General features: G+C 70.8%; 15 protein-coding genes. 14 read left to right on the forward strand and 1 reads right to left on the reverse strand.

From position 1 onward, the window contains the following. Window positions 1-117: 117 nt before the first annotated feature. Window positions 118-468 (forward strand): hypothetical protein, encoded by a 351-nt coding sequence (locus tag ACYP53_RS00105; RefSeq protein ID WP_459646299.1) that lies wholly within the window; start codon window positions 118-120, stop codon window positions 466-468. 313 nt (window positions 469-781) lie between these two features. Here the strand turns inward: ACYP53_RS00105 and ACYP53_RS00110 are convergent, their stop codons facing one another. Continuing rightward, a complete protein-coding gene (locus ACYP53_RS00110) occupies window positions 782-1378 on the reverse strand; it encodes a L,D-transpeptidase (protein WP_459646300.1) in 597 nt (198 codons plus the stop codon). A 303-nt stretch (window positions 1379-1681) separates the two neighbouring features. Here ACYP53_RS00110 and ACYP53_RS00115 point away from each other — a divergent pair, with 303 nt between their 5' ends. The 13 genes from ACYP53_RS00115 to ACYP53_RS00175 all read left to right on the forward strand — a co-directional run bounded on the left by ACYP53_RS00115 (window position 1682) and on the right by ACYP53_RS00175 (window position 17742). Then, window positions 1682-2848 (forward strand): hypothetical protein, encoded by a 1167-nt coding sequence (locus ACYP53_RS00115; RefSeq protein WP_459646301.1) that lies wholly within the window; start codon window positions 1682-1684, stop codon window positions 2846-2848. A gap of 708 nt (window positions 2849-3556) precedes the next feature. Next, the gene (locus ACYP53_RS00120) at window positions 3557-4867 is read left to right on the forward strand and encodes a TfuA-like protein (protein ID WP_459646302.1); all 1311 of its coding nucleotides are present in this window, start codon (window positions 3557-3559) and stop codon (window positions 4865-4867) included. Window positions 4868-4919: 52 nt separating this feature from the next. Beyond that, window positions 4920-6023, forward strand: a complete 1104-nt coding sequence (locus ACYP53_RS00125) for a YcaO-like family protein (RefSeq protein WP_459646303.1) — start codon at window positions 4920-4922, stop codon at window positions 6021-6023. Then, entirely contained in the window at window positions 6020-7357 is a 1338-nt protein-coding gene (locus ACYP53_RS00130) for a hypothetical protein (RefSeq protein ID WP_459646304.1), read from the forward strand. Before ACYP53_RS00125 ends, ACYP53_RS00130 begins: the two co-directional genes overlap by 4 nt. A gap of 69 nt (window positions 7358-7426) precedes the next feature. Then, window positions 7427-8392: a ubiquitin family protein gene (locus tag ACYP53_RS00135; RefSeq protein WP_459646305.1), complete on the forward strand. Its 966-nt coding sequence runs from the start codon at window positions 7427-7429 to the stop codon at window positions 8390-8392. After that, window positions 8385-8837: a GNAT family N-acetyltransferase gene (locus ACYP53_RS00140; RefSeq protein WP_459646306.1), complete on the forward strand. Its 453-nt coding sequence runs from the start codon at window positions 8385-8387 to the stop codon at window positions 8835-8837. The genes ACYP53_RS00135 and ACYP53_RS00140 overlap by 8 nt, the downstream gene beginning before the upstream one ends. Beyond that, a complete protein-coding gene (locus ACYP53_RS00145; protein ID WP_459646307.1) occupies window positions 8834-9964 on the forward strand; it encodes an acyl-CoA dehydrogenase family protein in 1131 nt (376 codons plus the stop codon). Before ACYP53_RS00140 ends, ACYP53_RS00145 begins: the two co-directional genes overlap by 4 nt. Continuing rightward, window positions 9964-10212: an acyl carrier protein gene (locus ACYP53_RS00150; protein ID WP_459646308.1), complete on the forward strand. Its 249-nt coding sequence runs from the start codon at window positions 9964-9966 to the stop codon at window positions 10210-10212. Before ACYP53_RS00145 ends, ACYP53_RS00150 begins: the two co-directional genes overlap by 1 nt. Continuing rightward, window positions 10209-11768 (forward strand): amino acid adenylation domain-containing protein, encoded by a 1560-nt coding sequence (locus tag ACYP53_RS00155; RefSeq protein ID WP_459646309.1) that lies wholly within the window; start codon window positions 10209-10211, stop codon window positions 11766-11768. The genes ACYP53_RS00150 and ACYP53_RS00155 overlap by 4 nt, the downstream gene beginning before the upstream one ends. A gap of 18 nt (window positions 11769-11786) precedes the next feature. Beyond that, the gene (locus ACYP53_RS00160; protein ID WP_459646310.1) at window positions 11787-13097 is read left to right on the forward strand and encodes an MFS transporter; all 1311 of its coding nucleotides are present in this window, start codon (window positions 11787-11789) and stop codon (window positions 13095-13097) included. Between the two features lie 101 nt (window positions 13098-13198). After that, the gene (locus ACYP53_RS00165; protein ID WP_459646311.1) at window positions 13199-14128 is read left to right on the forward strand and encodes a phytanoyl-CoA dioxygenase family protein; all 930 of its coding nucleotides are present in this window, start codon (window positions 13199-13201) and stop codon (window positions 14126-14128) included. Window positions 14129-14308: 180 nt separating this feature from the next. Continuing rightward, window positions 14309-16852: a lantibiotic dehydratase gene (locus ACYP53_RS00170; protein WP_459646312.1), complete on the forward strand. Its 2544-nt coding sequence runs from the start codon at window positions 14309-14311 to the stop codon at window positions 16850-16852. Further along, window positions 16849-17742 (forward strand): PHP domain-containing protein, encoded by an 894-nt coding sequence (locus ACYP53_RS00175; protein ID WP_459646313.1) that lies wholly within the window; start codon window positions 16849-16851, stop codon window positions 17740-17742. The genes ACYP53_RS00170 and ACYP53_RS00175 overlap by 4 nt, the downstream gene beginning before the upstream one ends. Window positions 17743-17791: the final 49 nt, after the last annotated feature.

Genomic DNA, 17791 nt, shown 5'->3' on the forward strand with positions numbered 1-17791 from the left:
CGGGAAGCCCCTGATCTGGACGACGCCTGGTGGGACGAACTCGGCACCGCCCTCGACGCCATCGCAGCCGTCCCCAGCGACCGGGTGGCGGTCCGGCAGGAATACCTGGACCGCGCCATGCCCCAGTACCTGGGCATCCCGATCGACACCAAGGTGACGGCCTGGACGACGGCCCACGGCGATCTGCACTGGGCCAACCTCACGGGCCCGACGCTCACCGTGCTCGACTGGGAAGGCTGGGGCACCGCGCCCGCTGGCTACGACGCGGCCCTCCTGTACGCCTACAGCCTCCTCGTCCCGGAGACCGCCGCCGAAGTCCGTCGCCGTCTCGCTCACGTCCTCACCACCCCAGCCGGGCGCTTCGCTGGACTGGTCGTCATCACCGAACTACTCCAAACCACCACGCGAGGCGACAATCTCGAACTCGAAGGGCCCCTGCGTACGTGGCTCTCGGAGATCACCAGATGAGAACACCTCTGCGAGCGGCGCCACGACTGCGGGTCGTCCCGCCCTCGCGGGGTCAGCTCTCCCTGCCGGTGAGCCGGGCCACGGGTACCAGGTCTTTCCCGCAGCTCGGAACATCGGGACCGTGCTGCCCCCCGGGAGCTGATCGCACGGGTCGGCGGCAGGCCAGTCTGCGTGGTCGGTGAGGTTAAGGACGGCACCTGTGAGCCCGCCCCGTGATCACCGCGCTGATCCCGGGCGTGGGCCTCACGGAGTGGCCAGGCGCACGGCAACCGGCGGGCGCGCGCGGTGCACGGCGCGCGCCCGCCGGGAGGGATCAGCCGCTGACCTCGAGGGTCGTGGGCCAGCCCCGGGCGTCGAGCTTGGCGAACAGCGCCTTGATGTGGTCGGGGTGCAGCTTGATGCAGCCGAAGGACCGGTAGTCCTGGTCGCCGTCCCAGCGCGTGGGCTCGGGCTCCTGGGGCGTGCCCTGGGTGCCGTCCGCCTTCATCTCGCTGTGGATGAAGAGGTCGGACCGCAGGGTGCCGTCGGAGCACTTCTTGTCCGCGAGGGCGATGGCGAGGCCCTTGATGACGCTGTCCCGGTGACGCTCGTGCCCTTCGATCCGGTAGGTGCCGTTGGGCAGCCATCCCTTGTTGGTCCGGCAGCTGTCACGGCCCTCGGCACTGGCGCCGACACCGGATCCGGCCCGGTAGGAGGCGAGGGTCTCGCCGCCGACGCGGACCGAGAGGGTGGAGCGGTCGGGGTGCTCGTGGTTCTTGACGAAGGTCAGCCGGACACCGTTGTCCGCCGCCTGCGCGGTGGGCGCGGTGCCGGCCGCGACCGCGGCCGTCAGGCCCGCGGCGAGCAACAGCGCCGTGAGAGGCCGCCGCCGGGAGGTGCCGCGGTGGGGGTACGAGGGGATCGTCCGCATGTCCTGCTCCTGTCCTGCTTCGGTTCGGGCTTGCCGTTCTGGTTCCTGGCGGGGGCCGCCATGGCCCGGGGACGGGCGGCGCCGACGCGCGGCGTGCCACCCGTTACGCGGTGTGCGCGCCGACCGGCCGTGTGCCACCAGCGCGCTGACCACGCTGCCGCTTCCGCCGCCAACGAGCCTCGCGGCCGACGGGATTGGCTGTCCATCAGGCGCGGAACAGTGCAACTTGCGCTCTGTCTTGCACCGCGCTGACCTGCGCCCGAACGGCCCGCGGTGCACACCGAACCAACCCGGAGGGCGCCTGTGGAGCAGCGGCAGAAGGCTTTCGAGGACGCCACCGGCGAGCTCGCCCGGGCACTGGACGACTGGGCCAGGTGTCTGTCCGACGTCACCGACCGCGCCCAGCGGCCGTCCCGCAAGGCCCTCGTACGGCGGCTGCGCCTCGCCGGACACCGGATCGACGAACCCTTGCTCTCGTACTGGCTGAAGGGACACCGCCAGCTGCTCGTCTCGAAGGCCAACCGGATGCCGTCACAGGCCGACACCGCCGCTCTCGCCCAGGTCCTGCGCCCGGACGTCGCGGCGGCGGCCGAGCTGCTGGTCGGGTACGGCGAGGAGATCGCCGTACTTCGGTCACGCCTGGCGGAGCTCGGCGGCGCCGGGTGGCGGCGGAAGGCGGTCGCCTACCTCGGACGCGGACGCGGCGGCCCTGGCGAGGACGGGACGGTGCCAGCCGGCCTCGATGGGACCGGCGAGGGCCGGCGCTCCGACGAAGAGGACGCGAGCACCACCCTGGAGGACGCCGACACGGCACGCGCCGGGAGCACACGCCCCGTCAACACGACTGTGCGCCGATCGCTGCCCGTCGCCGCGGCCGTCCTCGTCCCGGCCGCCGTCCTGCCCTTGGTCCTGCTGGCGGGGCGCAGCGGTGCGGGTATGGACGCGGCCGCCCCCGCACCGCCGCCCCCATCGGCCGCGAGCACCGCGAGCCCCGCGGGCGAACCGCCGACCGCCACTCCCGAGCGTGCGGACCTGCCGCTGTTCTCCCCGGCCGCCGGGGCCCGCACCGAGATCGGCGGCAACCACCGGTGCGGACGGATCCGCTACGTCGAGGGCCTCGCCTGGACGGCGTGCACCCGGGTGGACGAGTCGGGCCTGAGCTTCGCGGTCCGGCTGACCAACACCGGTCCCGACGCGGTGACGGTGCGGGCCAAGGTCGGCTGGGTCCGCACCCGCGCCAGCCATCCGTGCCCCGGCTCCTGGGGCACGGGAGTGCGGATCGTCGTGGCGCCGGGCCAGACGCTGCTGAGCCCGCCGGAACTGTGCGTCCAACCCCTGCTCCCGGCCACCGCGTTCCAGGCCCGCGCCGAGGTCGGCGAGCTGGACGCGGTCTCCCTCTACCGCGAGATGTCGATGACCGTCCACATCCAGCCCGACGGCCGCACGGCCATCTGGGCGGACGAGGCCTGAGCCCCGGCAGCGGCCCGCTGCAGCTCGCGTGCCGCGCCGGGGTCGGGGTGGCTTCGCCGGTGCGTCGACGAGGGGCGACGAAGGGCGGACCGGGGCCTCGTGCCGCGCAGGGCGAGACGCCGACCGCCTCGTTGCCCGGCCTTGGGGGTCGGCGAGTGTGATGGAACCGTGTGCGATCCAACCGCGCGGTCCGATCAGCCTCCCGGAGGCGCCCGCGCCACGGGCGGCCACGCCCGCGGTCTTCTGATCAGGGCGGACGCGAACGACCGATCCGCATACCGACCGACTTTGTTCGGAATCGCCAGGACCCTCGACCGAGCAGGAATGTTAAATGAATGGCAAAATGGCGGACAGGCCTCGCTGGGCAATGCTGGTGAAACAATACTTAATTGACATTTGACATGAATCGGACATTGCGAAAAGGCCTGGACTCTGATACTCCTGGGACGTAACCTCAAATTGCGTTCACCGAGCGCTAAGGTCCATCCGCGTACAGATGGGAGAGAAAATGTCCGAGCAGGTCCAGCTTGTCAGTGACACTGAGGAGCTCACGAAGGACGACTTCGAGGCGCTCTTCGCCGACACTCCGCTCGTCATTACCGACAGCGAGGTCAAGGACTGACTCAGCAGCTTTCCGTGCCGGTTGGCGCGGAAGCCGCCCAGGCCTGACCGCCGCCTGGGGTAGTCGGTAGCAAAAGGGGGAGGGGCATGGGGGTTCATGTGTTCGTCGGGCCGTCATGCCCCGAACCTGAAATACGCCGCACATTTCCGACCGTCACTGTGCGCGGCCCGATCCGCCACGGCGATCTGTTCGCCGGCGGCATCAATGCGGGTGACGTCGCCGTCGTCCTCGACGGGGTCTACCACCACAGTCTGGCGTTGCGGCACAAGGAGATCCTGGACGCCATCGACCGGGGAGTCACTGTCATCGGGGCCTCCAGCATAGGCGCGCTGCGCGCGGTGGAGCTGGAATCCCAGGGCATGATCGGCGTCGGCAAGGTGTTCCAGTGGTACCGTGACGGGATTTTCGACGGCGACGACGCCGTGAGTGTCGCCCACGGTGACAGCGGACCGCTCACCGGCCTGAACGTTCCGCTCGTGAATCTCTACGGCGCGCTCACCACCGCGCAGGCCGAGGGAATCGTCGACGGCGACGAGGTCGGGCGTCTACTCGCGCTCTTCGAGGCGGAGTACTATCCCCTGCGCTCTCACTCCCGCGTTCTCTCGATCGCCGAGCAGAATGGTGGAGGAGAATTCTCCGAATGGTTCCGGATCCACTCCCAAGTGGATCCCGACCGCTTCGACCAGAAACGCAGCGACGCACTCGCCGCGATAGCGGAGGCACAAAATAGGGCTGGTTCCGCGGGAATTCGCCGACCGCTGGAAGCGGTAAACGGGCGGGATTGGCGGACCGAATACCACCGGCGCTGGCGAAACCGATTCCAGCCGGGCCACGAACCGCTCCTGGCGTACCAGCAGCTGGCCTATCAGCAGATATTCCGCCCGGATTTCCCGGAACTCTGGTGGGAATACCTCGAACTCGGCTTCGGCAGGGCGCAGGCCTCGCTCGCGGATCACCTGCGGAGTGAAATCGGGCCGCAGGCCGTCGAGTGGCTCGCACAGCCCGGTCTCGCCCATCGGATCACCAGCGTCATCTGCCCCGTTCCCGATCTCGGCAGCGCCGCGCAGCGGGCGGTCCTGCTCGGCCGCGAGACGGCCCTCGATCGGGACACCGCGACACGCTGGTTGGCTGCCACCCGCGAGCACCTGGACCGCCACCCCGCGCGCGGCCTTTCCCAGATCGCGGAATCGACGTGTGCGGCCGTGCTGTCCCGCATCTGGTCGCTCGGGGCCACAGACGGCCGACGGCTCCGGGAGGAATCGTCGCGCCGCGGATTTCTGTCGCTCCGGTTCGCGGCCGACGCACTGCGCCCCTTCCTCATCGGATACCTGACCGATCTCTCGGCCCTCCCCGGTGCCCCGGAATCCAGGACGTGTGACCATGCCGGCCGTAACTGATGGATCCATGACCAGTCCCCGGAAGCTCAGACTGGCCGGCACCCACCGGTCGGTGGCACCGGAGACGACATGGACCCGCATCGCGCCGCGGCTCGCGGACTACGGGATCACTCGTATCGCCGATGTGACCCGGCTCGACGTCATCGGGATCCCGGTGTTCCTGGCCGTGCGCCCCGCCTCCGAGACGCTGGCCGTTTCCCAGGGAAAGGGAGCCACCCCGCTTCTTGCCAAACTCTCCGCGGTGATGGAGTCCATCGAGCTGTGGCACGCGGAACGCCCGGCGCCGGATTCCTTCAGGGCGTCGACGGCCGAGCTGCACCTGCCGTACGCCCTCGCCGACCTGAACCTGCGGGTGGGCGCGGACTGGCTGGAGGAGCTGACGCTGTGCTGGGTTCCGGCGCGCTCGCTGGTCGACGGCGCCACCGTTCCGGTCCCGCTGGACCTGGTGCGCCTGTCCTACAGTGGGGGCCACTTCTGGCGGCCCCGGCTGTTCCAGGCCAGTAGCACCGGCCTCGCGTCGGGCAACGACACCGCCGAGGCGTGCCTGCACGGACTCTACGAAGCCGTCGAGCGCGACGTCATGGCACGCCGTGCCGATCGAGGCGGCATGACGCGCATGATCGTGGACCCGGCGACGATCGATGACGACCACGTGCGTTCCCTGCTCGACCAGGTGAGTGATGCCGGCGTCGAGTTCGAGATCGTCTGCCTGCCCAACCGGTTCGGGATCCCGACCTTCGCGGCCTATGTGTGGTCGACGCTGTTCCCGGTCGTGTGCGCCGGGTCCGGGTCCCACCTCGACCCCGGTGTCGCGCTCTCCAGGGCCGTCACCGAGGCGGTGCAGAGCCGTCTGACCGAGATCAGTGCGACCCGCGACGACATCCCCTCCGACTTCTCCCTGGCCCGTGACTCCAGCACGGCCGCACCGTTCTCGGCGCCTTCCGGAGGCTGTCACTTCCGTGCCGCCCTCGAAGGGCACGGAGCGGATTTCGACGACATGGACGGGGAGCTGGCAGAGGTGGTCCGGCGGATCCGCGACGTCACCGGACTTGACCCGCTGTTCCTCGAACTCTCCGAAGAGGAATCGCCGTTCAGCGTCGTCCGGGTCGTCTGCCCCGGCCTCGTCTACACGGAAGGTCGGATGCTGTCGGCATGAACGGGGGAGCTCTGAACGCACCGGCCGTCATCGTCGCGGCTCTTCTCGTGCACCAGGTCAGCCGGACATGGGAAGAGGGCCTGCGATCGCTCAGGCACAACTACGCACCGGTGTTCGCGGTCCGTCTGCCCGGCTGGGCCACGGCGGCCTGCCAACTCCTGGCACTGCCCGTGGCACTGGCGGCGGCCCTGTGGGACGGTGCGCCCTGGACGCGATGGGTCTGCGCGGCGTCGGTGCTGCTCTGGATGCTCGGCGTGCAGCGGCGGCTCGCCAACCACGCCTGGCTGGGCGGCGTCTGCGCGGTCGCGTTCGCGTTCGTCCCGCACCACCTGGTACCGGTCGTCGCGCGGGATCTCCTCGTCGGCGTCTACCTGTCCGCGACCCTGTTCAAGCTGCACGGCGAGTACCTGCTCAGCAGCCGTAGCGCGGGCCGGGCCGTCCTGTCCTTCTACTGCCGTCTGCTCGGCGTGCGCCCCACCCGCCTCCAGCTCCGGTGGACGCCGGCCGGAGTCGTGCTGATCGAGCTCGCGGTGGGTGTCCTCCTCTGCGTTCCGGACGGCGTGGTGCCGGCGCTCGTCCTGGCCGTCGCCATGCACGCGGCGTTCGGCGTGTCCGGGAACTTCCCGTTCTCCATCGTCGCCCTGGCGCTGTGGTCCCTGGTGATGTCGCCGGTCAGCGGTGCCCTGGCGCTGCCCGCGGCCGCCGACCCCGCTTGGTGGGCGGTGCCGGTCTTCGGGGTGCTCGCGCTGGCGCTCGGTCGAACGGCAGCGGGCCCCCGGTCGCTCGGCCTGATGGCCAAGGACGTCCTCCAGGGACTCGTGTACGGCGTCGTGTGCGCGGCGTCGCTCGCGTGGCCGCAGCCGCCCTCCGCAGGCGGCGGCAACGTCACCGCCGTGCACGGGGTGGTCGGCGGGTTGTTCCTGCTCAACGCCGGTCTGGTGGTCACCGGCTGGAAGCTCGACTGGAGTTTCGCGATGTTCTCCTCCCTGCGGCCGTTCGGCCGCAGCTGGTTGCAACGCGGAGGGCGCGGCGACTGGCCGAGGTACTACGTGCTCACCTTGCCGGAGCGCCTGCCGAAGGCCCTGCTCCGATCGGTCCCCGCCGGCTTCCTGTACCGGAGCACCCGAGGTACCCACGCCGTGCACGAGGCCGTCGTCCGTCGGCTGGAGGACCTGGCCGGGCAGCACGGGCTGTCCTTCCGGCCGCGGCAGGTCGTACCGAGCGAGGACTTCAGCAGACTGGTGCCGAGCGCCGGCCAAGCGCCCCCGCGCCGGGCGGCACTGCTGTTCCCGGTGATCATTCCCAACGACTTCAGTCAGCACCACCTTGGTTGAGGCGAGGTTTCCGTGAATTCGATACGAGGCAGTTTCCAGCATTCCCGGGGCTACGTCCTGGAATACGAAGTGACCCGACCCGAGGTGGTCTCCAGCCCTTACCTGCACATCCTGTTCCACGGATTCAGCATGATCGAACGGCATGTGCCCCCGGTCTTCGCGCGCAAGCAGTGGGCCAGCGCCGAACAGGCCGTCTGCCTCTCCTTCTCGGATCCGATCATCCGCCAGACCAGCGAGTCCGCATGTGGTTGGTTCCTGCTCGGGGAGGAGGAGTTCCTGCCCCAGGTACTCCGGCTCAAGGACTCGCTCATGGAGCAGTGGGGGCTCCGGGGCACGGTCTGGCACGGCCTGTCCTCCGGCGGTTACGCCGCTCTCAAGTACTGCGCCCGGGCCGGCGGTGAGGACCTGGTCTTCGCCGTCTCCCCGCACAACGATCCGACCGTCCTGCCGCAGTGGGAGCGGGAGGCGGTCCCCTTCCTGGACCTGCCGGACATGGCCGAGCCCGCCGTCATCACCGAGGTCCTGCGGGACTGGAACTCCGCCGGCTCGGCGCGGCTCCTCTATGCCGTCATCCCGGAGAACGACGCCTACTTCGCCCTGCACCACCTGCGCCCGATCATGGAATCGCTGGGATACGACGACAGTGTGCGGGCCGTCCGCCTTCGGGACGGTCGGGGGCACGGCTTCATCTCCGACGCGGACTACGACTCCCGTCTGAGCGAGGCGGTCCGGCACTGGGAGGAGCGGCGGGCACGCAAGGAGGCGGTGGGCGACGTGAAGGTCGTCCTGCCCAAGTCGCTGGCGCCGTACGCCGGGAACGAGTCGACCTTCACGGTCGCCAGCGGCAGGCTCTCCCACGTGATCGGCCAGATCCACGAGCGCTACCCGCACCTGCGCAAGCGGCTGACCGACGGTTCCGGTGCCCTGTTGCCGTTCGTCAGCGCCTATCTGGGTGAGGACAGCGTCAGGAACCCCGACACGCAGATCCCCCCGCGGAGCAGCCTGCTCATCGTGACGGCGGTCGCCGGTGGCTGACCCGAAGCGGACGGTCCGGACTGCGACAGCGGAGGACGCCGCCGCCATCCACGAGATCCACCAGCGGGGTTCGGTGGAGGACGTCGCCGAACGCCTCGAGCCCGCCGGTGCCGTTCCCGGCACGACCTTCCACGTCGTCGAGGACGACGGCGAGGTGATCGCCGTCTTCACCCTGGTCGAACTCGGTCGTCTGCGCCCCGCCAGCCTGCCGCGCCTCCTGATGTACGAGATGCGCATGCGGCCCCGGTACCGGGGCACGAACGTCGTCGACGACGTCCTCACCTGGCTGGAGGGCCACCTCGGGGTGGGGCGCGAGCGCGAGTTGCTCCTCCTGACCCCGGTGGACCAGTTCCCTTCCGCCTTCCGGCGCTTTGCGACCGGCCCCTCCCACCAGGTGGTCAAGTGGGGGGTCCCCGAGCCCGATTCGATCCTGGAACGCCGATGATGCACGACGAACCCACGCCGTCGACCGCGCAAGCGGAGTTCACGCAATGGCTGCACGGCTTCCGAGCGTGGGCGGCGAAGTCCTCCGGTGGCCCGGCGGCCTGGCGGGAGGCAGCACGCCAGGGGCTGACGTCCCTCGCCGTCCCGCACGAACTCGGAGGAGCCGGCCTCGGATACGAAGCGGCCTGCCTCGCGCTGGAGACACTGGCCGAGCAGACCGGCGACGGTGGGCTGGCGTTCTCCCTCGCCGCCCAGATGTGGGCCTGCCAGGAGCCGATCGCCGCCTTCGGCACGCCCGCCCAGCGCGAACGCCACCTGGAAGCCCTCCTGACCGGACGAGCCGTCGGCGCCTTCTCCGCCACCGAGTACGACGCGGGTTCGGACCTGCTCTCCCTGCGGACGACCGCTGCCCGTGCGACGGACGGCGGGTGGGTTCTGAACGGGACGAAGGCCCTGGTCACCAACGGCCCGACGGCCGACGTCTTCATCGTGCTGGCACGCACCGGCGACGGAAGCCCCCTGGCCGCCCTCACCGCCTTTCTGGTGCCCCGCGACACGTCCGGCTTCAGCGTGGGCGCACCGGTCGAGAAGGCCGCACTGGACGGCGCGGCGCTCAGTTCCCTCCACCTCGACGACTGCCGCCTGCCGGCCGACGCCGTCCTCGCCGGAGTCGGGGACGGCCTCGCCGTCCTCATGCACGCGATGCGCCACGAGCGGGCCTTCATCCTGGCGCCGGTCCTCGGTCTCATGTCGCGCGCCCTGAAGGACGGGATCGCCCACGTCCGCATGCGGCAGCAGTTCGGCCGACCGCTGAGCTCGTTCGACACCGTCCGCGCACGGGTGGTGCGGATGCACCTCAGCCTCACCAGTGCGCGGGAACTGCTCCTCGCCTCGGCGCGCGCCGCGGACGCCGGCACCCTCGACCACCCTCGCGCCTCCCTGACGAAACTCCACGTCAGCACGGAGTTCAACAGGTTCTGCGCGGAACTCCCGGACCTCTACGGCGGCTATTCGGTCCTCGCGGAGACCGGGGCACTGCGTCTCGCGGCCGACGCCGTGGTCAGCCGCTACTACTCCGGGACGTCCGACATGCAAACGAAGATCATCGCGGAAGGACTGGGACTTTGATGTCCGAAGACACGACGCTGGCGACCGTCCGTTCTCTGCTGCAGGACCTTGCCAAGGACATGGACGTCGACGACGAGACCCCGCTCATCGAGCGTCGCGTCATCGATTCGCTGTCGCTGCTGAAGCTGGTCGCGCAACTGGAGGAACGGTTCGGCATCACCATCCGGGACACCGAGATCCGGCCCACTCACTTCGCGACCACCCGGGCCATCCGGGACTTCGTGGCCACGAAGGCGGCGTCCCGATGAACCACCGATCCCTCGCCGAGGACGTGCGCACCAGCGCGAGAAAGCACGCGCACCGAACGGCCGTGACCGACGGCTCGCTCACCCTGACGTACGCCGAGCTCGACGGCGTCGCCGAGCGGGTCGCCGCTGCCTTGCGCGGGCACGGCGTCGGGGCCGGCGAATGCGTGGTCTGGCACGGACCGAAGTCCGCCGTCGCCGTCGCGGTCATCCACGGCATCCTGCGCTCGGGGACCGGATACGTCCCCCTCGATCCGCACGCTCCCTTCGCCCGGGCGGAACTGATCACACGGCGGACCAGGCCCCGAGCACTGGTCGTGAGCTCGGAGTTCCGCGAGCAGTGGCAGGCCTCCGGTCTGGCCCTGGACTGGTACCGGCTGCCGCAGGGCCACGGGCCGGAGGACGGTCTGTGGGTAGCCGTCTGCAGCGAGCCTGTCCGCGCCCCGGTGGAGGACCTGTCGTACGTGCTGCACACCTCCGGCAGCACGGGAGCGCCGAAGGGCGTGGTCCACACCCACGCCAGTGCCTCCGCGTTCGTGGACTGGTGCGTCCAGGAGCTGGAGATGACCGAACACGACGTGGTCATCAACTCGGCCCCGCTCCACTTCGACCCCACGGTCCTGCACCTGTTCGCCGTCGCCCGGGTGGGAGCGACCGTAGCGCTGATGCCGGAGAGCACCGCGCTCTTCCCCGCGACGTACATCGAGTTCTGCGAGCAGGTCGGCGGGACCATCTGGTACGCCGTCACGTCCACGCTGGTGTGGCTGGCCCGCCACGGAACGGGACTGCTGCCGAAGCTCAGTGGGCTCCGAGCGGCCGTGGTGGGCGGCGAGGCGCTCCTGGCGGGAGACGTCAACGCCCTGTTGTCGGCGGTGCCCCACGTCCGGCTTCTCAACGTCTACGGCCCGACCGAGAGCAACGTGTGCACCTTCCACGAGGTCAGGGGCATGCAGGACGAGGGCGTCGCGATCCCGATCGGCAAGGTCCTGCCCGGGGCCGAGGTGGTCGTGGTCGACGATGATCTCGCCCCGGTCGCCGACGGGACCACCGGGCAGCTCCTGGTCAGAGGGAGCATGCTGATGAAGGGGTACCTCGACGACGAGCAGACCGCGCGCTCCATGGTCCGCACCGCCGACCACCTGGACTGGTACGCGACCGGTGACTACGTGCGAGCGAACGCGCGGGGCGAGTTCGAGTTCGGGGGCCGGCGCGATACGCAGATCAAGTCACGCGGATTCCGCGTGGAGCTGGGCGAGGTCGAACGGCAGGCCCGGGCGTTCGACGGCGTCCACACCTGCGCGGCCGTGGCGAGTCCGGACGCGGTCTTCAGCAGTGCGATCACCCTCTTCGTCACCGCAGCGGCGCCGGAGGTCGTCGAGGCCCTGCGCAGCCATCTCGTCTCCCAGCTCCCGCACTACATGGTCCCCCAGGAGATCCGCTATCTGGAGGGCGAACTGCCCACACTGAGCAACGGGAAGACCGATCGCCGACGATTGACCGAGCTCGCCGCCCTGCCCGCGCCGCCCGAACCCGGCGGCCACACCGTCCACGTCGACTGACAGAGGAAGTTGAACGAGGTGCCAGCATCCCCGCCCGTCCCGGCTGGAAACGACACACGCCGGGGCCCCGACCCGGACGGATCCAGCGACGTTCTGCGTCATCCTGAGTTCCGTCGGCTGTGGGTGGCCAACGCGATGCGGAACGCCGCGGCGGAGGTGGCGAGCTTCGCCCTACCCGTCACCGCGCTCCTCCTGCTGCACGCGGGCCCGCTGGAGGTCAGTGCGATCTTCTTCTGCAGCAGGCTGGGCTACCTCCTCATCGGCCTGCCTGCGGGCGTCTGGGTCGACCGCTGGCCCAAGAAGCGCGTCCTGATCGCCAGCGACCTGATGTACGCATGCTCCTTCGGAAGCATCCCGATCGCCTACGCCCTCGGCGGCCTGGGCGTCCCGCAGCTGATGGCCGTGGCCTTCACGGTGAGCGTCTGCGGTGTGTTCTTCGACGTCGCCCACGCGAGCATCCTGCCGCAGATCCTGCCCAAGAAGCGGATCGCCGATGCGAACGCCCGGCTGCAGACCTCCCAGACCGCCGTCCAAGCGGTGTCGCCGAGCGTCGCCGGCGTCCTGACCCAGAACATCGCAGCGCCGCTCCTGTACTGCTTCACCCTGGTGTGCCACCTGGGATCCGCCCTGATGGTGCGGAGGATCCGGGTCGACCGTCAGGTGCCCGCGGCCGAGCCCGCGGCCAAGCGGCACTTCTGGCGGGAGGCCGCCGAGGGCATCCGGGTGCTGCGGGACCAGCCCCTGCTGCGACTGCTCTTCGCTCAGGCCGCGCTCAACAACTTCGGCGCGGGCATGATGCTCTCGATGATGCCGGTGTTCCTCCTCAAGGAGATCCACCTCTCCTCGTGGATGTTCGGCCTGCTGTCCACGCTGGGCGCACTCGCGGGTTTCACCGCCTCCCTCGTCTGTCCCAGGCTCCGGCGCTCCCTGGGAGAGATCCGGATGACACTCGTCTTCTCGGCCCTGACGCCGGTGGCCCTGGTGGCGGCGCCGCTCGCCTCGGTCTTCCGCGGTGCGGCGGTGCCGCTCGCGGCGACGGCCCAGATATGCGTCGGCTTCGTCGTCGTCGGCAGGGCGGTGGCCACGGCCGGGCTGCGGGCCCGGGTCACCCCCTCCCGGTTCCTCGGTCGCGTCACGGCCGCCAACAACGTCGTCACCCAGGGCGCCACCCCGCTCGGATCCGTGATGGGCGGCATCGTCGCCAGCGCCACGACCACCAGCGTCTCCCTGTGGGTCGGTGTCCTGGAGATGTGCATTCCACTGATCCTCCTCATCAGTTCACCGATGCGCTCGATCCGCACGCTGCCCCCGGAGTGGGAGGCGGACTGACCCGGGGCCGAGCGCCGGACGTGGACGTCGGCCGCACAGGCAGATCCGGAGCCCCATGCCGATGGGGCCGCCGACATACACACTCACTGGAAGGACAACCCATGAACGCGACGGACCAACTGGGCCGGACGATCGACCGGGCGGAGTTGGAGCGGCTGAAGGCCGACTACCAGGAACAGGGATTCGCCGTCATCAGGAACGTGATCCCCGAGGACCTGATAGCGGAAGCCCGCAGCCACGTCGAATGGCTGATGAGCAGGTACCCGGACCTCCGGCCGGAGCACCTGCACCACCCGCTGATCCGCAACGACGCGTTCTGGGTCCGGTTGATCACCGATCCCCGGCTGGTGGACATCGCGGAGGCCTTCCTCGGACCGGATCTCGCCTGCTTCACCGCGCACTACATCTGCAAGCCGCCCCATGACGGGCAATCGGTCCTGTGGCACCAGGACGGGGCGTACTGGAAGCTCGACCCTATGGAGGCGCTGACCGTGTGGCTCGCGGTGGACGCGAGCAACCGGGAGAACGGCTGCCTCCGCATGATCCCGGGAAGCCACCGGCTTCCTCTGCACGAACCCTCCCTGCGCACGGACGTGCCGAACATGCTCTTCTCCGCCGCGGACGAGGACCTGGTCCGGCAGTGGAGCCGGGAACGCGGCATCGTGGACATCGAACTCAACCCGGGAGACGTGTCGATCCACCACCCCCATCTCCTGCACTACTCGGAGCCGAACACCTCGGCGAACCGGCGCTGCGGCCTCGACATCGGCTACATCTCGACCTCGACGCGCATCCGCAGCGAGGGTGTCTACCTCGACCCGATCCTGGTCCGAGGCCAGGCCCAGGAGGGGGTCAACCAGTACCGGAGCGTTCCGCCGTTCGTCGCGGGAGAAACGATTCCGTTCCGGGGACACGAGGAATGGAACGCACGGCCCGACGTGTCCGAGGCCCTGGGCGCACCGTCCCAGTCCCCCATCGAATCGACCCTGCACATGATCGACAGACTGCGGGAGGGAACCGTGGCGCACTGATCCTGCCGGCCGCAGTGACGGTGCGGCCGGGCCCGACCTCGTCGGTTCGACCGCCCTCCTCGGGCGCCGGTCCCGACGCGGCGGGCCTGTGAGGAAATCTGACGGGGAAGGGTCGACAGGGGGTCCGTGATGGGTGTTCCGCACGGTTGGGGTGACGAGATGTGCCGAGGTGAGCGGTAGGTGGCCGGGTGGGATCTCGCCCCGATCGGCCTGCTGCGGTACGCGGGCTTCCCGTTCGACCTGTTGGGTCCGCTCGCCGATGAGGCCGCGGCCGGGCAAGCGCAGGAGCTGCTGGCCCTGACGCGTGCGGTGACCGGGCTGGCCCAGCGGGTGAAGGCGGCGTTCCGGGAGCACGGGATCGGGAAGGACGGCGATCTGGCCTCCGATCTGGGCATGCTGCGGTGCGTGCCCGAGCAGGCCCGCGTGCGGATCCGGCCCCGGCTCGACGGCGCGGGATGTGAGGCGCTGGACGCGTACAACCGGGGTGTCGCCGAACTGGACGGTGCCTGGCGCGAGTTCACCTCGCAGCACGCGGCGCGGCTGGAGGCCGGACGGCAGTACGTGGTCGACACCTTCGACGATCCGGCCCTGCGCCAGGTGCTGCTGCTCTCCAACGACGCCGGGTACCGGAAATTCACGGACTGGCTCGACCGCGGCGGCGCCGGATCGGCCGGGCACCGGCGGCGGATGACGGATCTGCTGACGATGTACCTGCAGCGGGTGACGACCAAGAACGAGACCAATTCGCATTTCGGCCCGCTGTCCACCGTGCGGGTCACCGCCCGGCCGGGCGGTGTCGCCTGGTCCGAGGGCGGGCTCGAACGCCGGGCCTTCTTCGCGCACTGGGCCGGCGAGGCACTGGCCGAGGTCTTCAGCGACCGGCCGGGTCTGCGGGACCTGGTGCGGCCCAGGCGGCGCCCGCTGGCCTTCCTGGAAGGCGCCGAGCTGCGACGGTACGCCTTCCGGACCAGCAGCGGGACGGCGGGAGACTGGCGCTTCCTGCCGGACGGGGTCGCCGAAGCGACGCCCGAGGAGCGCTGGGTGTGGGAGCGCTGCGACGGCCGGAGGAGCCGGGCCGAGCTGCGCCGCGCGTGGCACGAGCGCTATCCCCGGGCCGCGGCCGAGGAGTTCGACCGGGTCCTGGACGCCCTGCACCGGGACGGCTGGGTCGTCGCGCGCTGGGAGATACCGATCGGCGACCCGGACCCGCTCGGCGTGCTGGCCCGCCTCCTGGACGAGGCCGGACCGGACGGCGCGGAGGAACGCGCCCTGGTCGGGCGGCTGGAGCTCGCCCTCGGGCGGTTCGCCAGCGCCCCGCCCGGCCGGCGGGCCGCCGCGCTGGAGGAGATCAAGGCCGAGTTCTCGGCGATGACGCAGCAGTCCGCCAACCGGGCCGGCGGACGGCACTACGCCGACCGCACGGTTGTCTTCGAGGAGGCCTACGGACCGGTGCGGTCCATGACGGTCGGCGCCGACGTCGCCGCCACGCTCGGCACGGAGCTGGCGCCGGCGTACGACCTCGCGCTGTTGGCCTCCCGCCGCCGGCTGCGGCGCGAGGGTGAGCTGCTGCGGGACTGGGTCGCCGGCACGTTCGGGGCGGACACCCCGGTGCCCCTGGAGCGGTTCTACGCCCGGTTCTTCGCGCACAAGCCGGTCCTGGACCGGGACTGCGAGGAGGTCGACCGCGAGGTGGCGCGCCTGGAGGCGGACATCGCCGAGGCGCTGCTGGGGGAGCACGACACCGGGGAGCACGAGGTCGTGCTCGAGGCCGGCCTGCTGGAGGAGCTGATCGCGCGGGAGCCCGATCCGCTGCCCGCCGTCTGCAACCCCGACGTGCTGCTGGCCGCCCGGGACCGCGAGGCGCTGGACCGGGGCGACTACCTGGCCGTCGTGGGTGAGTGCCATGCGGTTCGGGAACTGCTGACGCACTCCAGCTTCGCGCCGATGCTCCAGTCCGAGGCCCCGGAGCTGCTCGACGAGATTCAGCGCCGGTACCGGGCGCTGCTGGCCGAGGACGAACTGCTGGTGGACGTGGTGCGCTCCCACCGGGACAAGACCGGCACGGCCCTCAGCCACCCCTGCCCCGACTTCGAGGTCCACGGGTTGTCCGGCAAGCCGCGGGACCGGGTGCTCCACCCGGCGCAGTGCCATGTCATCGTGCGCGACGGCCGGCTGGAGCTGCGCGCGGAGGGTGTCGCGCAGCGCCTGCGGCTCATGGCGCCACTGGCCGGGGGCCCCAGCATCCGCCGGGATCCCCTGGTCCCGTTCTCGTTCCCCCGGCACTTCGGCGGCCTCGGGCTGCGCGGGCCGGGCCGCGCCCACCTGCCCAGGATCCGGTACGGCCGGGTGGTGCTCCAACGGGAGCTGTGGCGGATACCGCCCGGTGCGCTGCGCGGCTGGAGCCCGGGCGTCCACCGGGCGGCCGGGGACGCGGCCGAGTTCGCCGCCGCCTGCCGGCTGCGCGCCGAGCTGGGACTTCCGCGCCACGGTTTCGCGAAGATCCCGGGCGAGCCCAAGCCGGTGTTCGTGGACTGGACTTCGCCGCTGCTGGTGCGACAGCTCTTCCGGCTGGCCAGGAAGGTGGAGGAGGCCGTCGAGTTCACGGAGATGCTGCCCGCCCCGGACCAGCTGTGGCTCGACGTCGGCGGTGGGCGGCGTACCAGCGAGCTGCGCTGCGCGGTCTTCTCCGGCGGGCTGGCGCTGGTGGCCCGGGAGCGTTCGTGACCGCCGCCGCCCTGCGGCCCACCACGGTCGACCTGCATCTGCACAGCCGTGCCTCGGACGGGGACCTCGCCCCGGAGGAGCTCGCGCGCCACGCCGCGGCCGCCGGAGTCACGGTGGCCTCCTGCACGGACCACGACACCTTCGCCTCGGCCAGCGTCTTCCGCGCCGAGTTCGAGAGGCTCGGCGGACACTGCATCGCCGGCTGCGAGGTGACCACGAGTTGGCTGGGCCGGGAGACCCACCTGCTCGTCTACGGCACGCTCCACCCCGACTTCGCGCGCCGGGTGCGCCGCATCCACGACGACCACCTCGCCTGCCTGCGGCAGCGGGTGGAGGCGATACGGGCCATCGGGGTCCCCCTCTCCTGGGCGGATGTCGAGTCGCTGGTCGGAGCGGACCGGATCCCCTACTTCGGGGAGATCCTGCGCCTCGTGCTCCACAAGGCGGCGGGGGACGAACGGTTCGCCCGCTACACGCCGGGCACGCTGCTGGACCTGCAACGCGACTGGTTCGAGGAGGGCCGTCCCCTGTACGTGCCGGAGCCCGCGTGGCCGCCACTGCCGGAAGTGATCGGCTGGGCCAGGACGGCGGGAGGCGTGCCCGTACTCGCCCATCCGGCCCGCGCCCTGGCACAGGCCCCGGAGGGCCTCGACGCGTTGGCCGGGCTTCGCGAGGCCGGCCTCGCCGGCCTGGAGGCGTGGACCACCTGGCACACTCGGGCCGAGGCCGAGAGCGTGCTGCGGCTGTGCTCCCGGCTGCGGCTCGTCGCCACCCAGGGCTCGGACTTCCACGGCACCCGGATCAAACCCTGGGCCACCGGCCCGGGGCTCCTGCCAGGCGGCGGATCCCCCGACCCGCAGGCACTGGTGGAGGCCCTGCTCTGCTCCTGAGGAAACGCCCTGAGAGCGGCCTGACACCGGCTCACCCCGGTTGACCAGC

This window comes from Kitasatospora sp. Ki12 (genome assembly GCF_054601375.1).

Coding starts and splice junctions, on each gene's coding strand:
- ACYP53_RS00105 (WP_459646299.1), top strand. CDS start 118: ATGCCCCAGTACCTGGGCATCCCGATCGACACCAAGGTGACGGCCTGG.
- ACYP53_RS00110 (WP_459646300.1), bottom strand. CDS start 1,378: ATGCGGACGATCCCCTCGTACCCCCACCGCGGCACCTCCCGGCGGCGG.
- ACYP53_RS00120 (WP_459646302.1), top strand. CDS start 3,557: ATGGGGGTTCATGTGTTCGTCGGGCCGTCATGCCCCGAACCTGAAATA.
- ACYP53_RS00130 (WP_459646304.1), top strand. CDS start 6,020: ATGAACGGGGGAGCTCTGAACGCACCGGCCGTCATCGTCGCGGCTCTT.
- ACYP53_RS00145 (WP_459646307.1), top strand. CDS start 8,834: ATGATGCACGACGAACCCACGCCGTCGACCGCGCAAGCGGAGTTCACG.
- ACYP53_RS00150 (WP_459646308.1), top strand. CDS start 9,964: ATGTCCGAAGACACGACGCTGGCGACCGTCCGTTCTCTGCTGCAGGAC.
- ACYP53_RS00155 (WP_459646309.1), top strand. CDS start 10,209: ATGAACCACCGATCCCTCGCCGAGGACGTGCGCACCAGCGCGAGAAAG.
- ACYP53_RS00165 (WP_459646311.1), top strand. CDS start 13,199: ATGAACGCGACGGACCAACTGGGCCGGACGATCGACCGGGCGGAGTTG.